The organism is Mycetocola sp. CAN_C7 (assembly GCF_015752285.1).
In the GTDB taxonomy this organism is placed as follows: Bacteria; Actinomycetota; Actinomycetes; order Actinomycetales; family Microbacteriaceae; genus Mycetocola_A.
Map to the genome: position 1 here is coordinate 242,005 of NZ_JADOUY010000002.1, position 16,611 is coordinate 258,615.

General features: G+C 64.8%; 17 protein-coding genes. 7 read left to right on the top strand and 10 right to left on the bottom strand.

Annotated elements, in window-relative coordinates; all coding sequences use genetic code 11:
• Nucleotides 1-16: 16 nt before the first annotated feature.
• Entirely contained in the window at nucleotides 17-397 is a 381-nt protein-coding gene (locus tag IWX78_RS16340) for an NUDIX domain-containing protein (protein WP_334684567.1), read from the bottom strand.
• On the opposite strand from IWX78_RS16340, the gene IWX78_RS16345 reads away from it, so the two are divergent.
• Entirely contained in the window at nucleotides 344-676 is a 333-nt protein-coding gene (locus IWX78_RS16345) for a hypothetical protein (RefSeq protein ID WP_334684606.1), read from the top strand. The two genes, IWX78_RS16340 and IWX78_RS16345, sit on opposite strands and share 54 nt — an antisense overlap.
• On the opposite strand, the gene IWX78_RS04835 is transcribed toward IWX78_RS16345, so the two are convergent.
• Nucleotides 622-1,542, bottom strand: coding sequence for a heme o synthase (locus tag IWX78_RS04835; RefSeq protein WP_196832324.1), 921 nt, complete (start codon nucleotides 1,540-1,542; stop codon nucleotides 622-624). The genes IWX78_RS16345 and IWX78_RS04835 overlap by 55 nt on opposite strands.
• Before the next feature lie 281 nt (nucleotides 1,543-1,823).
• Here IWX78_RS04835 and tkt point away from each other — a divergent pair, with 281 nt between their 5' ends.
• Genes tkt through pgl form a run of 6 tightly spaced genes read left to right on the top strand, consistent with a single transcriptional unit; the run spans nucleotide 1,824 to nucleotide 9,962 of the window.
• Nucleotides 1,824-3,914 (top strand): transketolase, encoded by a 2,091-nt coding sequence (gene tkt / locus IWX78_RS04840; RefSeq protein WP_196832325.1) that lies wholly within the window; start codon nucleotides 1,824-1,826, stop codon nucleotides 3,912-3,914.
• A gap of 24 nt (nucleotides 3,915-3,938) precedes the next feature.
• The gene (gene tal / locus IWX78_RS04845; protein ID WP_196832326.1) at nucleotides 3,939-5,051 is read left to right on the top strand and encodes a transaldolase; all 1,113 of its coding nucleotides are present in this window, start codon (nucleotides 3,939-3,941) and stop codon (nucleotides 5,049-5,051) included.
• Nucleotides 5,048-6,658: a glucose-6-phosphate isomerase gene (locus IWX78_RS04850; RefSeq protein ID WP_196832327.1), complete on the top strand. Its 1,611-nt coding sequence runs from the start codon at nucleotides 5,048-5,050 to the stop codon at nucleotides 6,656-6,658. The genes tal and IWX78_RS04850 overlap by 4 nt, the downstream gene beginning before the upstream one ends.
• A gap of 35 nt (nucleotides 6,659-6,693) precedes the next feature.
• On the top strand, nucleotides 6,694-8,238 hold the full coding sequence (zwf, locus tag IWX78_RS04855; protein WP_196832328.1) for a glucose-6-phosphate dehydrogenase: 1,545 nt from the start codon (nucleotides 6,694-6,696) through the stop codon (nucleotides 8,236-8,238).
• Nucleotides 8,235-9,191 (top strand): glucose-6-phosphate dehydrogenase assembly protein OpcA, encoded by a 957-nt coding sequence (locus tag IWX78_RS04860; RefSeq protein ID WP_196832329.1) that lies wholly within the window; start codon nucleotides 8,235-8,237, stop codon nucleotides 9,189-9,191. Before zwf ends, IWX78_RS04860 begins: the two co-directional genes overlap by 4 nt.
• Nucleotides 9,192-9,962, top strand: coding sequence for a 6-phosphogluconolactonase (gene pgl / locus IWX78_RS04865; protein ID WP_196832330.1), 771 nt, complete (start codon nucleotides 9,192-9,194; stop codon nucleotides 9,960-9,962).
• Between the two features lie 174 nt (nucleotides 9,963-10,136).
• Here pgl and IWX78_RS04870 read toward each other — a convergent pair whose 3' ends face one another.
• The 8 genes from IWX78_RS04870 to rapZ all read right to left on the bottom strand — a co-directional run bounded on the left by IWX78_RS04870 (nucleotide 10,137) and on the right by rapZ (nucleotide 16,604).
• The gene (locus IWX78_RS04870; protein WP_196832331.1) at nucleotides 10,137-10,502 is read right to left on the bottom strand and encodes an RNA polymerase-binding protein RbpA; all 366 of its coding nucleotides are present in this window, start codon (nucleotides 10,500-10,502) and stop codon (nucleotides 10,137-10,139) included.
• A gap of 8 nt (nucleotides 10,503-10,510) precedes the next feature.
• On the bottom strand, nucleotides 10,511-10,762 hold the full coding sequence (gene secG / locus IWX78_RS04875) for a preprotein translocase subunit SecG (RefSeq protein ID WP_196832332.1): 252 nt from the start codon (nucleotides 10,760-10,762) through the stop codon (nucleotides 10,511-10,513).
• Between the two features lie 70 nt (nucleotides 10,763-10,832).
• Nucleotides 10,833-11,627 (bottom strand): triose-phosphate isomerase, encoded by a 795-nt coding sequence (gene tpiA, locus IWX78_RS04880; protein WP_334684568.1) that lies wholly within the window; start codon nucleotides 11,625-11,627, stop codon nucleotides 10,833-10,835.
• Nucleotides 11,624-12,841, bottom strand: coding sequence for a phosphoglycerate kinase (locus IWX78_RS04885; protein ID WP_196832334.1), 1,218 nt, complete (start codon nucleotides 12,839-12,841; stop codon nucleotides 11,624-11,626). Before IWX78_RS04885 ends, tpiA begins: the two co-directional genes overlap by 4 nt.
• Nucleotides 12,842-12,857: 16 nt before the next feature.
• A complete protein-coding gene (gene gap / locus IWX78_RS04890) occupies nucleotides 12,858-13,862 on the bottom strand; it encodes a type I glyceraldehyde-3-phosphate dehydrogenase (RefSeq protein ID WP_196832335.1) in 1,005 nt (334 codons plus the stop codon).
• 102 nt (nucleotides 13,863-13,964) lie between these two features.
• Entirely contained in the window at nucleotides 13,965-14,591 is a 627-nt protein-coding gene (locus IWX78_RS04895; RefSeq protein ID WP_196832336.1) for a superoxide dismutase, read from the bottom strand.
• A gap of 108 nt (nucleotides 14,592-14,699) precedes the next feature.
• Nucleotides 14,700-15,680 carry a DNA-binding protein WhiA gene (gene whiA / locus IWX78_RS04900; protein WP_196832337.1) on the bottom strand — a complete coding sequence of 327 codons (981 nt, stop codon included), beginning with the start codon at nucleotides 15,678-15,680 and terminating at the stop codon, nucleotides 14,700-14,702.
• Nucleotides 15,681-15,728: 48 nt separating this feature from the next.
• Nucleotides 15,729-16,604: an RNase adapter RapZ gene (rapZ, locus tag IWX78_RS04905; protein ID WP_196832338.1), complete on the bottom strand. Its 876-nt coding sequence runs from the start codon at nucleotides 16,602-16,604 to the stop codon at nucleotides 15,729-15,731.
• Nucleotides 16,605-16,611 lie beyond the last annotated feature (7 nt).

Sequence of the window (16,611 nt, forward strand, 5' to 3'; positions counted from 1 at the left end):
ATCCCGACATGTGAGATTAATCCGCCGTCGGTTGCCGGGCGGCCGCCGCATCGTGAACGCGCCGCAGTCGGTGCTCGAAGCCGTCGGGGACCGCAGTGGGGAGTTCGTCGACGGGCCACCACTTCACCTGCTCGCTCTCGTCGCTGACCATGGGAAGGGCCTCCAGATCGGCGATGGCGCCGTAGCCGACATCCCAGTGGACGTCGCACTGGGTGAAGCCGTCGCCCAGCTCATGCCTGTCCACGTCGAGGTGCAGCTGCGACAGCGGTGTGACGCCGAGTCCGCCCTCTTCGAGCGCTTCACGGAAAGCCGCCGCAGCGACGGAGCGATCCGAGGGGTCGATGTGGCCCCCCAGCTGCACCCAGGCGCGCACCTTCTTGTGAAAGCACAGCAGCACGCGGGACAGGTCGGCGGAGAAGACGAAACAGCTCGCCGTGAGATGCGCCCTATCGCTGCCGCGCTCCTGTGCGGTGACACCACGCGCTTCGACGAAGGCGAGGTACTCGTTGCGAAGGTCGGCCTGGCCGGAATCGAGCGGTTGCCACGCGGCCAGATCGGCAGCAAGGCCGCCAGCGAGCGACGTCGCCTGCCTGCCCTCTCGCTCGGGACCGGCGTTCCCGATCAGAACGGCAGCAGCGGGTCGATGCCCACGGCCAGGAAGAGCAGGGTCAGGTAGCTGATCGAGCCGTGGAACACGCGCATCGGTGAGACCTTCTCGTGACGGATCGCGAGGCTGTACAGGCGGTGGGTCTCGTAGATGAACCAACCGCCGGATGCCACGGCGACGACCGTGTACACGATCCCCATCGAGGCGACGGGGATGAGGAGCAGCGAACAGGCGACGGTGGCCCAGGCGTACAGGATGACCTGGAGGCCGACCTGGGCGCGACCGCGGACTACAGCGAGCATGGGAACGCCGACGGATTTGTAGTCTTCGCGGTACTTCATCGAGAGCGGCCAGTAATGCGGAGGCGTCCAGAGGAACACCACACCAAAGAGAATGAACGGAGTCCAACTCAGTGAGTTCGCAACAGCGGCCCAGCCGATCAGTACGGGGAAACAGCCGGCGATGCCACCCCAGATGATGTTCTGCGACGTCCATCGCTTGAGCCACAGCGTGTAGATGACCACGTAGAAGAAGATTGCGCCGACCGAGAGTGCGGCCGTGAGCGGGTTCGTCGTCAGGTAGAGCCAGACGGTCGAGGCGATCGCCAGGACCCAGGAGAAAACGAGAGCTTCACGGGGACTCAGCACGCCCGTCACGAGCGGACGATTGCTGGTCCGTTTCATCACCTTGTCGATGTCGCGGTCGATGTAGCAGTTGAAAGCTCCTGCGGACCCGGCGCTGAGTGCTCCGCCGATCACCGTGGCGAGGACCAGCCACAGGTCCGGGATCCCGCCGTGGGCGAGGATCATGACGGGGACCGTCGTGACGAGAAGTAATTCCATCACTCGGGGTTTGGTGAGGGAAATGTATCCCCTGACCTTGTCGACGGCGCTCACGCCGGCCGGCGTGACGCGGTCTTCTACAGCAATGTTCATCGCTCCTCTAACCGGGTGGCTTACCTCCCCATTCTAGGCGATGACCGGGTTCGGATGCCGCCGGTCCTGTCAGCGTCTCCGCGTTCGCCGTAATCATCCCGGTGCCGACATTCCGGGTCCGTATACTGGAACCGCTCGCCAAACCGTTAGCGGCACCCATTCCTCTCGTTCGTCCAGGGGAGAAACGTGCGCGGCGGAGCCAATGAAGCCAATGTGCGTGTTACGCGCTCAGTCGGCGGGTCAGAAATGGCCCGGCGATCTCGATCAGAAGGGTCACTAAAGTGGCAGCTTTGCAATGGGATTCCATTGACAATACGGCGGTAGACACCGCCCGCCTCCTTGCAGCGGATGCGGTCGAAAAGGTCGGTAACGGCCACCCGGGAACGGCCATGAGCCTTGCCCCAGCGGCGTACCTGCTCTTCCAGAAGGTCATGCGTCGTGACCCGAGCGACCAGCACTGGCTCGGACGGGACCGCTTCGTGCTGTCCGTCGGCCACAGCTCGCTGACGCAGTACGTCCAGCTGTACCTCGGCGGCTACGGCCTCGAGCTCGAGGATCTCAAGGCGCTGCGCACCTGGGGTTCCCTCACCCCCGGACACCCGGAGTACGGACACACCGATGGCGTCGAGATCACCACCGGCCCGCTCGGTCAGGGCCTCGCCTCCGCTGTTGGATTCGCGTACGCCGCTCGTTTCGAGCGCGGGCTTCTCGACCCTGACGCCGCAGCAGGCTCGAGCCCGTTCGATCACTTCGTCTACGTCATCGCCGGTGATGGCGACCTGCAGGAAGGCATCACGAGCGAGGCATCCTCCCTCGCCGGCCACCAGCAGCTCGGCAACCTCATCGCCATCTACGACAGCAACCAGATCTCGATCGAAGATGACACCAACATCGCTTTCACCGAAGACGTTGCCAAGCGATACGAGGCATACCACTGGCATGTCCAGACCGTCGACTGGAAGAAGACCGGCGAGTACGTCGAAGATCTTCACGCTCTGAACGACGCGCTCGAGGCTGCGAAGGCTGAGACCGACAAGCCGTCGCTCATCATCCTCAAAACCATCATCGGCTGGCCCAGCCCGAAGAAGCAGAACACCGGCAAGATCCACGGTTCCGCTCTCGGTGCAGACGAGCTCGCCGCGGTGAAGGAAGTCCTCGGCTTCGACCCGGCTGAGAGCTTCGTCGTCTCTGACGAGGTGCTCGCACACACCCGCAAGGCCGTCGAGCGCGGCGCGGCCGACCATGCCGAATGGCAGAAGGGCTTCGACGTCTGGGCGGCAGCGAACCCGGAGAACGCGGCGCTCCTCGAACGTCTGCTCTCTGGCGAGCTCCCCGACGGTGTCGCAGACGCTCTCCCGGTCTTCGAGCCGGGCAAGGACGTGTCGACCCGCGCAGCATCCGGAAAGGTGCTCAACGCTCTCGGACCGATCATCCCGGAACTCTGGGGCGGTTCAGCCGACCTGGCCGAGTCGAACAACACCACCATCGAGGGCTCGGCATCCTTCGTTCCGAGCGAGCACTCCACTCACGAGTGGACAGGTAACGAGTACGGCCGCGTATTGCACTTCGGAATCCGTGAGCACGCGATGGGCGCGATCCTCAACGGCATCGCCCTGCACGGACCGACCCGAGCATACGGCGGAACGTTCCTGATCTTCAGCGACTACATGCGTCCGGCCGTTCGCCTGGCCGCACTGATGAACGTGCCGTCGATCTTCGTGTGGACGCACGACTCCGTCGCGCTCGGCGAAGACGGCCCGACCCACCAGCCGATCGAGCAGCTCGCCACGCTCCGGGCCATCCCGAACCTCGCCGTCGTCCGTCCCGGAGACGCCAACGAGGTCGGATACGCCTGGCAGGAAATCCTCACGCGTCGCGGCGGGCCCGCTGGCATCGCGCTGACACGCCAGAACATTCCGGTGTTCGAGCGTGGAACCGGAGAAGCATCCGGCGACACGTTCGCGGCAGCGTCGAACGTGTCCAAGGGCGCATACATCCTCGCGGAGGCCTCGAACGGCACCCCTGACGTCATTCTCATCGCTACCGGCTCCGAGGTGCAGCTTGCTGTCGACGCCCGCGAAGCACTCAAGGCAGAGGGAGTTCACGCCCGCGTCGTCTCCGTTCCGTGCCTCGAATGGTTCGACGAGCAGGATGACGCTTACCGCGAGAAGGTTCTGCCGAAGGCGATCACCGCCCGGGTATCGGTCGAAGCCGGTCTCGCGTTGACCTGGAGGGAGCTCGTCGGAGACGGCGGCCGTTCCGTCTCGATCGAGCACTTCGGTGCATCGGCTGACTACAAGACACTGTTCCGCGAGTTCGGCATCACCACCGAAGCCGTAATCGCTGCTGCAAAAGAAACGCTCGGCAAGTAGTTCCGGGCACAAGGAGAAGAATCAATGACTGAATTCACCCCCACCGCCCAGCTCTCTGCCGCAGGCGTCAGCATCTGGCTCGACGACCTGTCACGAGGACGCATGGACTCCGGCAGCCTGCAGCAGCTCATCGACACTCGCAACGTCGTCGGTGTCACCACCAACCCGACGATTTTCGCCGGTGCGCTCAGCAATGGCGAAAGCTACGCCGAGCAGGTCTCCGAGCTCTCCGGCGCAGGCAAGAGTGTCACGGAGGCGGTCTTCGAGATCACCACCGCAGACGTGTCACGCGCCGCAGACATCTTCCGCCCCGTCTATGACGCCTCATCCGGCTTCGACGGCCGGGTGTCGATCGAGGTCGAGCCGAACCTCGCCCACGACGCCGCAGGCACCATCAGCGAGGCGAAGCAGCTGTGGGCGAAGATCGACAAGCCCAATGTGATGATCAAGATCCCGGCGACCGTCGAAGGCCTCGAGGCCATCACCGCGGCGATCGGCGCCGGCATCAGCGTCAACGTGACCCTGATCTTCAGCCTGCAGCGCTACCGCGAGGTGATGAACGCGTACCTCACCGGACTGGAGCAGGCCAAGGCCGCAGGCATCGACATCTCCACCATCCACTCGGTCGCCTCATTCTTCGTGTCGCGTGTCGACACCGAGATCGACAAGCGCCTCGTTGCCATCGGCACGGATAAGGCTCTCGCGCTCAAGAGCAAGGCCGGCGTTGCCAACGCCCAGCTCGCCTACGAGGCGTTCGAGCAGACGTTCGCCTCCGAGCGTGCAGCAGGACTCCTCGCCGCAGGCGCGAACAAGCAGCGCCCCCTGTGGGCGTCAACCGGTGTGAAGGACCCGAACCTTCCTGACACCCTGTACGTGACGCAGCTCGTCGCAGACGGCGTCGTGAACACGATGCCGGAGAAGACGCTCGAGGCCACGTTCGACCACGGCCAGATCGAGGGAGACAGCGTCACCGGGTCGTACGACGACGCGAATGCCGTGCTCGACGCGATCGCCGGACTGGGAATCTCGTACGACGAGGTGACCGCCCTCCTCGAGAAGGAAGGCGTCGAGAAGTTCGTCGTCTCCTGGACCGAGCTGCTCGACACCGTCACCCAGGCGCTGGCGGCCGCGAAGTGAGCTTCAGGATCCACGTCAGCGGCGCAGCCAGGGCCGCCGTCGATGCGGTGGTCCCGACCCTTGTGACCGACCTGGTCGCGTCGGGAATCACCGGTCAGGATGCCGCACTCTGGGGTCCGGGCGCAGAGGACGAGTCAGGCAAACGCCTCGGCTGGACCGAAGCGACGACCGTGTCTCGCCCCTTGGTCGCTGAGATCGAAGCGTTGCGCGCGGAACTCGCCGAGGCGGGTGTCGAGCACATCGTCCTCGCCGGAATGGGCGGATCGTCGCTCGCTCCCGAGGTGATCACCAGGACGCTCGGCGGCAACCTCACGGTTCTCGACTCGACGGCGCCCGGCCAGGTGCTCGCGGCTCTGAACGACCGACTCGAGGCATCCGCTCTCGTCGTCTCGTCGAAGTCTGGTTCGACTGTCGAGACCGACAGCCAGCGACGGGTCTACGAGAAGGCGTTCACCGACGCAGGCATCGACCCGCGCGGCCGCATCATCGTCGTGACCGACCCCGGTTCTCCGCTCGACGCGTCTGCCCGTGAGGCTGGATACCGCGTATTCAACGCTGACCCCAACGTCGGCGGACGCTATTCGGCGCTCACGGCATTCGGCCTGGTCCCCTCCGGGCTGGCCGGGGTCGACGTCGGTGCTCTCCTCGACGAGGCCGACTCGGTCGCCGTCGAACTGTCGATCGACGACAAGCACAATCCGGGTCTCATCCTCGGTGCTGCGATCGCCGGCACGTCGCCGCTGCGCGACAAGCTGGCCATCGTTGCAGACGGAACACACATCGTCGGTTTCGCCGACTGGGCTGAGCAGCTCATTGCCGAGTCAACGGGCAAGGAAGGCACTGGGCTGCTGCCCGTCGTCGTCGACACGCTCGCCCCCGAGATCTCCGGTGCGTACGACGACGTCCAGGTGGTGCGACTCGTGGACGACGCGTCTGCCCTTCACTTGTTCCCGCACGACCGTCACGAGGGCGAAATCCTCGTCTCGGGAACGCTCGGGGCACAGATCCTGGTCTGGGAGTATGCCACCGCGATCGCCGGCCGGATCCTCGGGATCAACCCGTTCGATCAGCCGGACGTCGAGTCGGCCAAGATCGCCACGCGCGGTCTGCTGGACGCACGTCCGGCTCCCGCCGCTCCGCTGTTCGTCGACAACGGGATCGAGGTCCGCGGGAACGCGGACGTCCTCGGAGGCGCCAGCACGGTCAAGGAGGCCATCGACACTCTCGTCGGCCGGCTCGACGGGAACGGCTACCTTGCTGTGCAGGCCTACGTCGACCGCGTCGCGTTCCCACAGCTGGAGGGCCTTCGTGCGATGCTCGCCGGGATCGCCGGACGTCCGGTCACCTTCGGTTGGGGCCCGCGGTTCCTGCATTCCACCGGTCAGTTCCACAAGGGAGGCCCGGCTGTCGGGGTATTCCTGCAGATCACACAGGACTCGGAGACGGATCTCGAGGTCCCGGGTCGCCCGTTCACCTTCGGGCAGCTGATCCAGGCCCAGGCCCAGGGCGACGCCAGCGTTCTCGCGGATGCCGGTCGCCCGGTCGTCACGTTGAACCTGACCGACCCAGACAACAACATCGTGTCACTGTACGAGGCGATCAACTAGCTTTCAGCTGGTGTTCGCTCTCACTGAGGAGCTGTATGTCCCCCGTGGATATCACCCCGGAATCCAACCCGCTGCGGCTGGACTCCGATCGTCGACTGAACCGGATCGCCGGGCCGAGTGGTCTCATCATCTTCGGCGTGACAGGTGACCTGTCACGCAAGAAGCTGATGCCTGCCGTCTACGACCTGGCCAACCGAGGGCTTCTGCCCCCCGGGTTCTCCCTGGTCGGTTTCGCGAGGAGAGACTGGGAAGACCAGGACTTCGAGCAGGTCGTGCACGAGGCCGTCAAGGCCTACGCGCGCACGGAATACCGCGAGGAAGTCTGGAACCAGCTCGCCCAGGGCATCCGATTCGTGCCAGGTGAGTTCGGTGACGACGCTGCATTCGAGCAACTCAAAGAGACGGTCGAGAAGCTGGATGCCGAGCGCGGCACGATGGGAAACCATGCGTTCTACCTCTCCATCCCGCCGAAGGCGTTCCCCGAGGTCACCGAGCAACTGCGTCGGTCAGGACTCGCGGATGCCAGTGAGGGCCAGTGGCGACGTGTGGTCATCGAGAAGCCGTTCGGTTCAGACCTCAAGACCGCGCGGGAACTGAACGCGGTCGTCGAATCGGTCTTCCCGCCGGACTCCGTGTTCCGGATCGACCACTACCTGGGTAAGGAGACCGTCCAGAACATCCTGGCCCTGCGTTTCGCCAACCAGATGTTCGAGCCGATCTGGAATTCGAACTACGTCGATCACGTGCAGATCAGCATGGCCGAGGATATCGGTGTCGGCGGGCGAGCCGGCTACTACGACGGCATCGGTGCTGCCCGCGACGTGATCCAGAATCACATCCTGCAGCTCCTCGCGCTCACCGCCATGGAAGAGCCGCTCTCCTTCGACGCGAAGGATCTTCGCGCCGAGAAGGAGAAGGTTCTTGCCGCGGTGTCCCTCCCCGCCGACCTCGGTGCTGCGACGGCTCGCGGCCAGTACGCCGGCGGATGGCAGGGCGGCGAGAAAGTGCCTGGCTTCCTCGAAGAAGACGGCATGTCGCCCGAGTCGACCACTGAGACGTACGCGGCGATGCGGCTCGATATCAAGACAAGGCGCTGGGACGGAGTTCCGTTCTACCTGCGGGCAGGCAAGCGCCTCGGACGACGCGTCACAGAGATCGCCGTCGTCTTCAAACGTGCGCCCCAGTTCCTCTTCGCCGAAAGCCAGACCTCCGAACTCGGCCAGAACGCCCTCGTGATCCGGGTGCAGCCCGACGAGGGCGTCACGATCCGTTTCGGTTCGAAAGTGCCGGGCGCAGGAACGCAGGTCCGCGACGTGACCATGGACTTCGGCTACGGGCACGCCTTCACCGAAGCCAGCCCCGAAGCATACGAGCGGCTCATCCTCGACGTCCTCCTCGGCGACCCGCCCCTCTTCCCGCGGCACCAGGAAGTGGAGCTGTCGTGGAAGATCCTCGATCCGATCGAGGAATACTGGGCCGCACAGGGCGGGCCGCTCGAACAGTACAAGCCGGGCTCCTGGGGCCCCGATTCCGCCGACGCGCTCCTGGCGCGCGACGGACGCACCTGGAGGCGACCATGATTGTCGATCTGCCCGACACTACGATCAGCAAGCTGTCGAAGAAGCTCGTCACCTTGCGTGAAGACGGTGGAGCCGTCGCGCTCGGACGAGTGCTCACTCTCGTCATCGTCTCCCAGCTGGGCGAGGAGGAGGAGGCCATCGAGGCCGCAAACGACGCCTCTCGAGAGCACCCGATGCGGGTTCTCGTGTTGTCGCGAATCCCGGAGGGCACCGGAGAAGCCGCACGGATCGACGCGCAGATCCGGGTCGGCGGTGACGCCGGAGCATCCGAGGTGATCATCCTCCGCGCTTACGGCGACGCTGCAAGCAACGAAGAGAGCCTCGTGAACGGACTCCTTCTCCCCGACGCGCCCGTCGTCGCCTGGTGGCCGATCGAAGCGCCGGCGGACGTCGCGACAACGGCCATCGGCCACATCGCGCAGCGACGCATCACTGATGCCTCCGAGCACGAGGACCCGCACTCTGCTCTCGTCGAACTGTCGAAGTCGTACGCACCCGGTGACACCGACTTCGCCTGGACACGGCTCACGCTGTGGCGCGCCCAGCTTGCCGCGGTGCTCGACCAGCCGCCGTACGAAGCGGTCACGGCTGTGACCGTCGCCGGGGCCGCGGATTCAGCTTCCACGGTGCTGCTCGCCGCCTGGTTGCAGATGCAGTTGCAGGTGCCTGTGACGCAGGAGCTGACCCCGCGAGGATCGGGAGACACCGGCATCCACGGTGTCCGGTTGACCCGCGCCAGCGGCGAGATCGTGCTCGAGCGGCCGGAAGACGTCGTCGCGATCCTCACCCAGCCCAACCAGCCGACCCACGAACTCACGCTCCCCCGCCGGAGCATGCGCGACTGCCTCGCCGAGGAGTTGCGTCGTCTCGACCCTGATCCGTTGTACGGTGAAGTGATCACCAAGGGTGTACGGCAGCTCGGAGCCGACAACGCTCCCCGGGAAGGTAACTGAATGACCAACGAACGACGTGTGCTCGTCCACGCCGACAGCGATGCCCTCGCGGCATCGATCACCGCGCGCTTCCTCACCAAGACGGTCGACCTGCTCGACGATCACGATCGGGTGAACATCGTGCTCGAGGGCGGACGGATCGCCATCAAGGTGCTGGCTACGATCAACGCCTCCCCTGCGCGCGACAGCGTCGACTGGTCGCGCGTGCACTTCTGGTGGGGTGACGAGCGCTGGCTGCCGGCCGCTGACCCCGAACGCAACGAGGTCAAGGCTCGCGAAGCCCTGCTCGATCACATCGACATCCCAGCAGAGAACATCCACGCCTGCCCGGCATCAGACGGTTCTCTCGATCTCGATGCTGCAGCGACGGCGTATGCCGGAGAGCTCGCCGCTCACGGAGACGGTGATACCGGGCTTCCACGGTTCGACATCACGTTCCTGGGGGTCGGACCCGACGGTCACACGGCATCCCTGTTCCCCGACCGGCCCGAGGTCCTCGAGCGCGACGCCATGGTGGTTGCTGTGCGCAACTCCCCCAAGCCGCCGGCTGAACGCATCAGCCTGACCCGGCCCGCGATCAACTCGTCACAGCGGATCTGGGTCGAACTGTCCGGATCGGATAAGGCATCGGTGCTCGGCCTCGCCCTCGCCGGCGCCGCGTACACCGAAGTCCCGATCGCCGGCATGAAGGGCCGCAAGCGCACCGTCTTCTTCGTCGACTCGGATGCGGCATCCGAGGTTCCCGAAAGCCTGATCGCACCGACCTACTGAGCCGGCTCGGTGGTCGAGAGTGCAGCAGTGGCTCAAAGAGCTCAGCTTTTCGCGCCACTACTGCATTCTGGCGGGACTTCCAGGTCTGGTACACGAAGAAGCCCCTGTCGATTCGACAGGGGCTTCTTCGTTGCTCAGGCGTTTTGCCTGACTGACGGACACTGACGGACTGGCTTATTGAGCCGACGCCGTTCCGCGCCGGGCGCGAAGCTGCTGCAGGGCCTCGTCGAGGAGGGCTTCGGCCTCTTCCTCGGTGCGGCGTTCCTTCACGTAAGCGAGGTGGGTCTTGTACGGCTCCAGCTTTGCGACCTCGGGCGGGTTGGCCTGGTCGCGGCCGGCGGGAAGTCCTGACGACGGGCTGTCGATGACGTCGGGGATCTCCTCATCCGGCAGAGTGGCCGAAAAGTACCGGACCGTCTCGTTGCCGAGGATGTCCCAGTACGAAACTGCGACCCGATCGGCATGGAAACCGTGATCCTGCTCACCCATGGGGCCTGCCCCCACACGTGAACCACGAATTGCGCTACCTCCGGCAGCCATATGTCCTCCTACGCGCCCGACGCGAACTTGGTGATGAGACCAAGTGCCACGATCGAGCTGAACCAAACGAGACCGAGTACGACGGTGAAACGGTTGAGGTTACGCTCGGCGACACCGGACGAGCCGAGGCTCGACCCCATACCGCCACCGAACATATCCGACAGTCCACCGCCGCGCCCCTTGTGCAAGAGGATGAGGAATGTGAGCAGGAGGCTCGTGACACCGAGCACCACCTGCAGAACGACCTGAAGAATCTCCACAAAGGACCTTTCATGAGGCGGCCATGGAGTTCCATGAACCGCCCTCAATTATAGCGTGACCGCGCGAGTGCTAGAGTCCCACGTGCTTTTGATAGCGCACGATGCTCGAGAACTCGGTGAGATCGAGGCTGGCACCGCCGACGAGAGCACCGTCGACGTTCGGTTCGCGCATGAAACCGGCGATGTTGGATGCTTTCACCGAACCGCCGTAGAGGATGCGCGTCTTTGCCGCGACATCCTCTCCGAGCGTCTCGACGAGAACAGCACGCAAAGCTGCGGCGACCTGTTCGGCCTGCTCAGGCGTTGCGGCCTGTCCGGATCCGATCGCCCATACCGGCTCGTACGCGACGACGATGTCGACGGTCGAGGAGATTCCTTCGATGGCCGCTTTCAGCTGCGCGACCGGGACGGCACTCTGACCGTGTTTCTCGAGATCCTCAGCGGTTTCGCCGACGCAGATGATCGGGGCGAGGTTGTGCTTGAGCGCCGCCTTGACCTTGGCGGCGACTTGCTCGTCAGACTCGGCGTGCAGGGTGCGACGCTCCGAGTGCCCGATGATCACGTAGCGGCAGTCGAGTCCGGCCAGGAAAGCGCCGGAGATCTCTCCGGTGTAGGCACCCGATTCGTGCTCGGAGACGTCCTGGGCGCCGAACGCGATCGGCAGCTTGTCTGCCGAGATCAGCGTCTGCACGCTGCGGAGGTCGGTGAACGGCGGGAACACCGCGACCTCGACGGATGACGCGTCATGCTTGGCGTCCGCCAGGCCCCAGGCCAGCTTCTGCACGAAGGCGATGGCCTGCAGGTGGTCGAGGTTCATCTTCCAGTTCCCCGCGATGAGCGGGGTCCTGCGTACGGAGTTCGTCACTGTTGCCATCCTAAGATTTCCAGCCCGGGAAGGTGCTTGCCCTCGAGGAACTCGAGGCTGGCACCGCCACCGGTCGATATGTGTCCAAATGAAGTGTCTTCGAAACCGAGAGCTCGCACGGCGGCCGCTGAATCTCCACCGCCGACGACGCTGAGCCCGTCGACCTCGGTGAGCGCCTGGGCGACCGTCTTCGTTCCGGCCGCGAACGGCGCGAGTTCGAAGACGCCCATCGGACCGTTCCAGAAAACGGTTTTCGACGAACGGATGATCTCGGCGAAGTGCGCGGACGTGTCAGGACCGATGTCAAGACCGAGACCGGCGGAGCCGAACGGGGTGTCCTCGATTGCATTGGCGGGCTGGACGCGGTGGTCAGCGTCTGCGCTGAACGAGGCAGCAACGACGACGTCCGTCGGAAGGACGATGTCGACGCCGAGTTTCTCGGCTTCGGCAAGGTATCCCCTGACCGTGTCGATCTGGTCCTCTTCGAGCAGGCTGGAGCCGACTTTGTGGCCCTGAGCAGCGAGGAAGGTGAACAGCATCCCTCCGCCGATGAGAAGCGTGTTGACCCGCGGGAGGAGGTGCCCGATGACGCCGAGCTTGTCCGAGACTTTCGAACCACCGAGAACGACCGTGTACGGTCGCTCGGGTGATTCGGTGAGGCGGTCGAGGACATCGAGCTCGGTGGAGATCAGTTGCCCGGCGGCGCTCGGCAGAAGTTTCGGCAGTTCGAAGACGCTGGCCTGTTTGCGGTGAACGACGCCGAATCCGTCTGAAACGAATGCGTCACCGAAGGCAGCGAGCTTCTCCGCGAACGCCGTGCGCTCCGTTTCGTCCTTGCTGGTCTCCCCCGGGTTGAACCGGAGGTTCTCAAGAACGGCGATGTCGCCGTCGTTCAGCCCGTTGACAGCATCCGAAGCTGCCTGCCCGACGGTGTCAGATGCGAACGCGACGGGAGAGCCGAGCAGCTCGGACAGCCGCTGTGCAACCGGTGCCAGGCTGTACCGGGCGTCAGGCGCGCCGTCCGGACGCCCGAGGTGCGACACGACGACGACGCGGGCGCCCTGGTTGATCAGGGCATTGAGTGTGGGAAGCGACGCACGCACGCGCCCGTCGTCGGTGATGACCCCGTCCTTGAGAGGGACGTTGAGATCACACCGAACGACGACGCGCGTGCCGGCGAGCGAACCCAGCGATTCGAGTGTACGAAGCGACACGGCTTGGTCAGCGTCTCTAGAGACGGTCTGCGACGTACTCGGTGAGGTCGACAAGGCGGTTGGAGTAACCCCACTCGTTGTCGTACCACGCGACGAGCTTGACCTGGTTGCCCATGATGCGCAGGAGGCCGGCGTCGAAGATCGACGAGTGCGGGTCGGTGACGATGTCGCTGGAGACGATCTCGTCCTCGGTGTAGAGCAGGATGCCCTTGAGGGGGCCCTCTGCCGCGGCCTTGTATGCGGCCTTGACCTCGTCGATGGTCACCGGACGCGACGACTCGATGGTGAGGTCGGTGATGGAGCCGGTGGGGATCGGAACGCGCAGTGCGAAGCCGTCGAGCTTGCCCTTGAGCTCCGGGAGGACGAGGCCGATGGCCTTGGCTGCTCCCGTGGAGGTCGGGACGATGTTGACGGCGGCAGCGCGGGCGCGGCGCAGGTCGCTGTGCGGGCCGTCCTGGAGGTTCTGGTCGGCGGTGTAGGCGTGAACGGTGGTCATCAGTCCGCGTTCGATGCCGAATTCGTCGTTGAAGACCTTCGCGAGTGGTGCGAGGCAGTTCGTCGTGCACGAGGCGTTGGAGATGATGTGGTGGTTCTCGGGGTCGTAGAGGTCTTCGTTCACACCCATGACGAATGTCGCGTCCTCGCCTGAAGCGGGAGCGGAGATGAGGACCTTCTTGGCACCGGCGGTGAGGTGCTTGCGCGCGCCGTCGGCTTTGGTGAAGAAGCCGGTCGACTCGATCACGATGTCGACTCCGAGTTCGCCCCAGGGCAGGTTCGCGGGGTCGCGCTCGGAGAAGACCTTGATGGCCTTGCCGTTGACGACGATCTTTTCCTCGTCGAACTCCACCGTGGCGTCGAGGCGACCGGTGATGGAGTCGTATTTGAGGAGGTGCGCGAGGGTCTTGTTGTCGGTGAGGTCGTTGACCGCGACGATTTCGAGGTCGCTGCCCTTGGCGAGAGCTGCGCGGAAGTAGTTGCGGCCGATGCGGCCGAACCCGTTGATGCCGATCTTTACGGACAAGGATCTCTCCTGTTGCTGAGGCGCCGAAGCGCGTTTTTGTTGTGCAGTGTGGTCGGAAGATGGGAATGGTCGTCCGGGGAAAGCCCCGGACGACCATGTCGGTTATGACAGTAGCAGCAGCCCGGCGGTCTTCTCGCGGGCGGAGACGAAGCGTTCAGCGACGTTTTCCCAGTTGGTGATGTTCCAGAACGCCTTCACGTAGTCGGCGCGGACGTTCTTGTAGTCGAGGTAGTAGGCGTGCTCCCAGACGTCGAGCATCAGCACGGGCACAGTGCCTGCGGCGAAGTTCGACTGCTGGTCGAAGAACTGCTGGATGATCAGCTTCTGGCCGATCGAGTCCCAGACGAGTGCTGCCCAGCCCGAGCCCTGCACGCCGAGTGCGGCCGCGGTGAAGTGGGCACGGAACTTGTCGAACGATCCGAAGAAGTCGTCGATCGCCGCGGAGAGTTCGCCGGTGGGCTTGTCTCCACCGTTCGGCGAGAGGTTGGTCCAGAAGATCGAGTGGTTGACGTGTCCGCCCAGGTTGAACGCGAGGTCCTTCTGAAGCTTGTTCACGTTGGCGAGATTGTCGGAATCGCGTGCCTCGGCGAGCTGGGCGAGTGCCGTGTTCGCTCCGGTGACGTATGCCTGGTGGTGCTTGGAGTGGTGCAGTTCCATGATCGCCCCGGAGATGCTCGGCTCGAGAGCCGCGTAGTCGTATCCGAGGTCAGGGAGGGTGTATTCAGCCATTGTTTCTCTCCTCTTCTTGCGCCGTTGGCCGCGGTTGGCGCGGCTCAGAACGACTTTTCCAGTCTAGTCAGGTCATCCCATCAACCGGGTCCTCATGACGGGAGCACGTCAGACGTCGTCCAGGTCAGGCGGGAGGTTTGCGTCGGTGCCGGGGAGTCCGAGATCCTGTGCCCGTTTGTCTGCCATGGCGAGAAGCCGGCGGATGCGCCCAGCGATGGCGTCCTTCGTCATCGGCGGATCGGCGTGGTGACCGAGTTCGTCGAGGCTCGCCTCACGGTGGTTCAGACGCAGTTCACCGGCGTACCGGAGATGCTCGGGGATGTCGCCGGAAAGGATTTCCATGGCTCGTTCCACCCGGGCGCACGCGGCGACGGCCGCCTGCGCCGAACGGCGGAGGTTCGCGTCGTCGAAGTTCACGAGCCTGTTCGCGGTCGCGCGGACCTCGCGGCGCTGGCGCAGTTCCTCCCACGCCTTCACCGTTCCGAGGGCGCCCATGAGTACGAGCATCGCGCTGATGGCTTCGCCGTCACGGATGACCACACGGTGGACTCCACGCACTTCGCGCGCCTTCGCGGAGACGCCGAGTCGGCCAGCCGCGCCGACGAGGGCCATGGCCGACTCGTTTCCGGGGCAGGTGACTTCCAGGGCGGCTGATCGACCGGGGTCGGTGAGCGTGCCTGCTGCGAGGAATGCGCCTCGCCACACGGCGGCCAGCTCGGCTCGCGTGCCTGTCGTCAGCCGGTTGGGCAGTCCGCGGATCGGCCGACGCCTGGCGTCGAGGAGTCCGGTCTGCCTGGCGAGTGTTTCGCCGCCGTCCTGGACCCGAACGAGGTAGCTCTCGCCACGGCGGGTTCCTGACCCGCTGATCATGCTCACATCGCTGCGGACACCGTACAACTCTGCAAGGTCTTTACGGATGCGTCGCGCGAGCTGGGGCGTGTCGAGTTCGCTTTCGATGGCGATACGACTCGAGATGAGGTGGAGCCCACCGCTGAAGCGAAGGATCGAGGTGAGCTCCGCTGCTCGTACGGCTGTCTTCGTTTCCACGATTCCGGCCAGTTCTTCTTTGACCTCAGCAGTCAGTGCCAATCGTTGTCCCATCTCGTGTGTTCATGTGTATTCGGCAGCGCTGCGCTGTTATTCGCGCCCGAGGTCGCGGTGTTTGACGCTTACAGCGACACCCGGCAGCTGCGCGAGCCGGTCGGCGAGTTGCAGTGCGAGGGCGACCGAGCGGTGCTTACCGCCGGTGCAGCCGATCGCGAAGGTGGCGAATCGCTTGTTCTCGCGCTGATATCCGGCGAGAACCGGGGTGAGGGCAGTGGCATAACTGTCCAGGAATTCCTGGGCGCCCGGCTGCCCGAGTACGAAGTCGCTGACTTCGGCGTCCAGTCCAGTATGCGGCCGCAACTCGGGAACCCAAAACGGGTTGGGAAGGAATCGGGCGTCTGCGACCGTGTCGGCATCCGATGGAAGTCCGTATTTGAAACCGAAGCTCATCACGGTGAGCTTGACCCCCGGAGTTCCCTCGGCAGCGAAGTACTCGGACACTTTCGTGGCCAGCTGGTGCACGTTGAGATCTGAGGTGTCGATGACGATGTCGCTCGACTCGCGGATGGTCGCCAGGCGCGCACGTTCGCTGGCGATGCCGTCGAGGATCGTTCCGCCGCCCTGTAACGGGTGGGGTCGGCGTACGGCGTCGAAGCGTCGGACGAGGGCCGCGTCCGTGGCGTCGAGGAAGACGACGCGAAGCTTGGTGCCCGACCGGAGCGACTGGATCATCTGCTGCAGGTCGCTGAAGAAGTCGCGCCCGCGGACATCGACAACCGCGGCGATTCGCGGGAGGGCGCCCTCAGCGCGCTCGGCAAGGTCGATCAGGGGCTTGAGCATCTGGGGCGGGAGGTTGTCGACGACGTACCAGTCGAGATCCTCGAGGGCGTTCGCCACCGTCGACCTGCCCGCGCCGGACATGCCGGTGACGATCAGTACTTCCTGCTGAGGGATCGGCTGTTCCACCGGGTTC

Excerpts from the sequence above, each read along its gene's own strand:
- IWX78_RS04835 (WP_196832324.1), bottom strand. The coding sequence starts at position 1,542 with ATGAACATTGCTGTAGAAGACCGCGTCACGCCGGCCGGCGTGAGCGCC.
- tal (WP_196832326.1), top strand. The coding sequence starts at position 3,939 with ATGACTGAATTCACCCCCACCGCCCAGCTCTCTGCCGCAGGCGTCAGC.
- zwf (WP_196832328.1), top strand. The coding sequence starts at position 6,694 with ATGTCCCCCGTGGATATCACCCCGGAATCCAACCCGCTGCGGCTGGAC.
- IWX78_RS04860 (WP_196832329.1), top strand. The coding sequence starts at position 8,235 with ATGATTGTCGATCTGCCCGACACTACGATCAGCAAGCTGTCGAAGAAG.
- pgl (WP_196832330.1), top strand. The coding sequence starts at position 9,192 with ATGACCAACGAACGACGTGTGCTCGTCCACGCCGACAGCGATGCCCTC.
- IWX78_RS04870 (WP_196832331.1), bottom strand. The coding sequence starts at position 10,502 with ATGGCTGCCGGAGGTAGCGCAATTCGTGGTTCACGTGTGGGGGCAGGC.
- IWX78_RS04895 (WP_196832336.1), bottom strand. The coding sequence starts at position 14,591 with ATGGCTGAATACACCCTCCCTGACCTCGGATACGACTACGCGGCTCTC.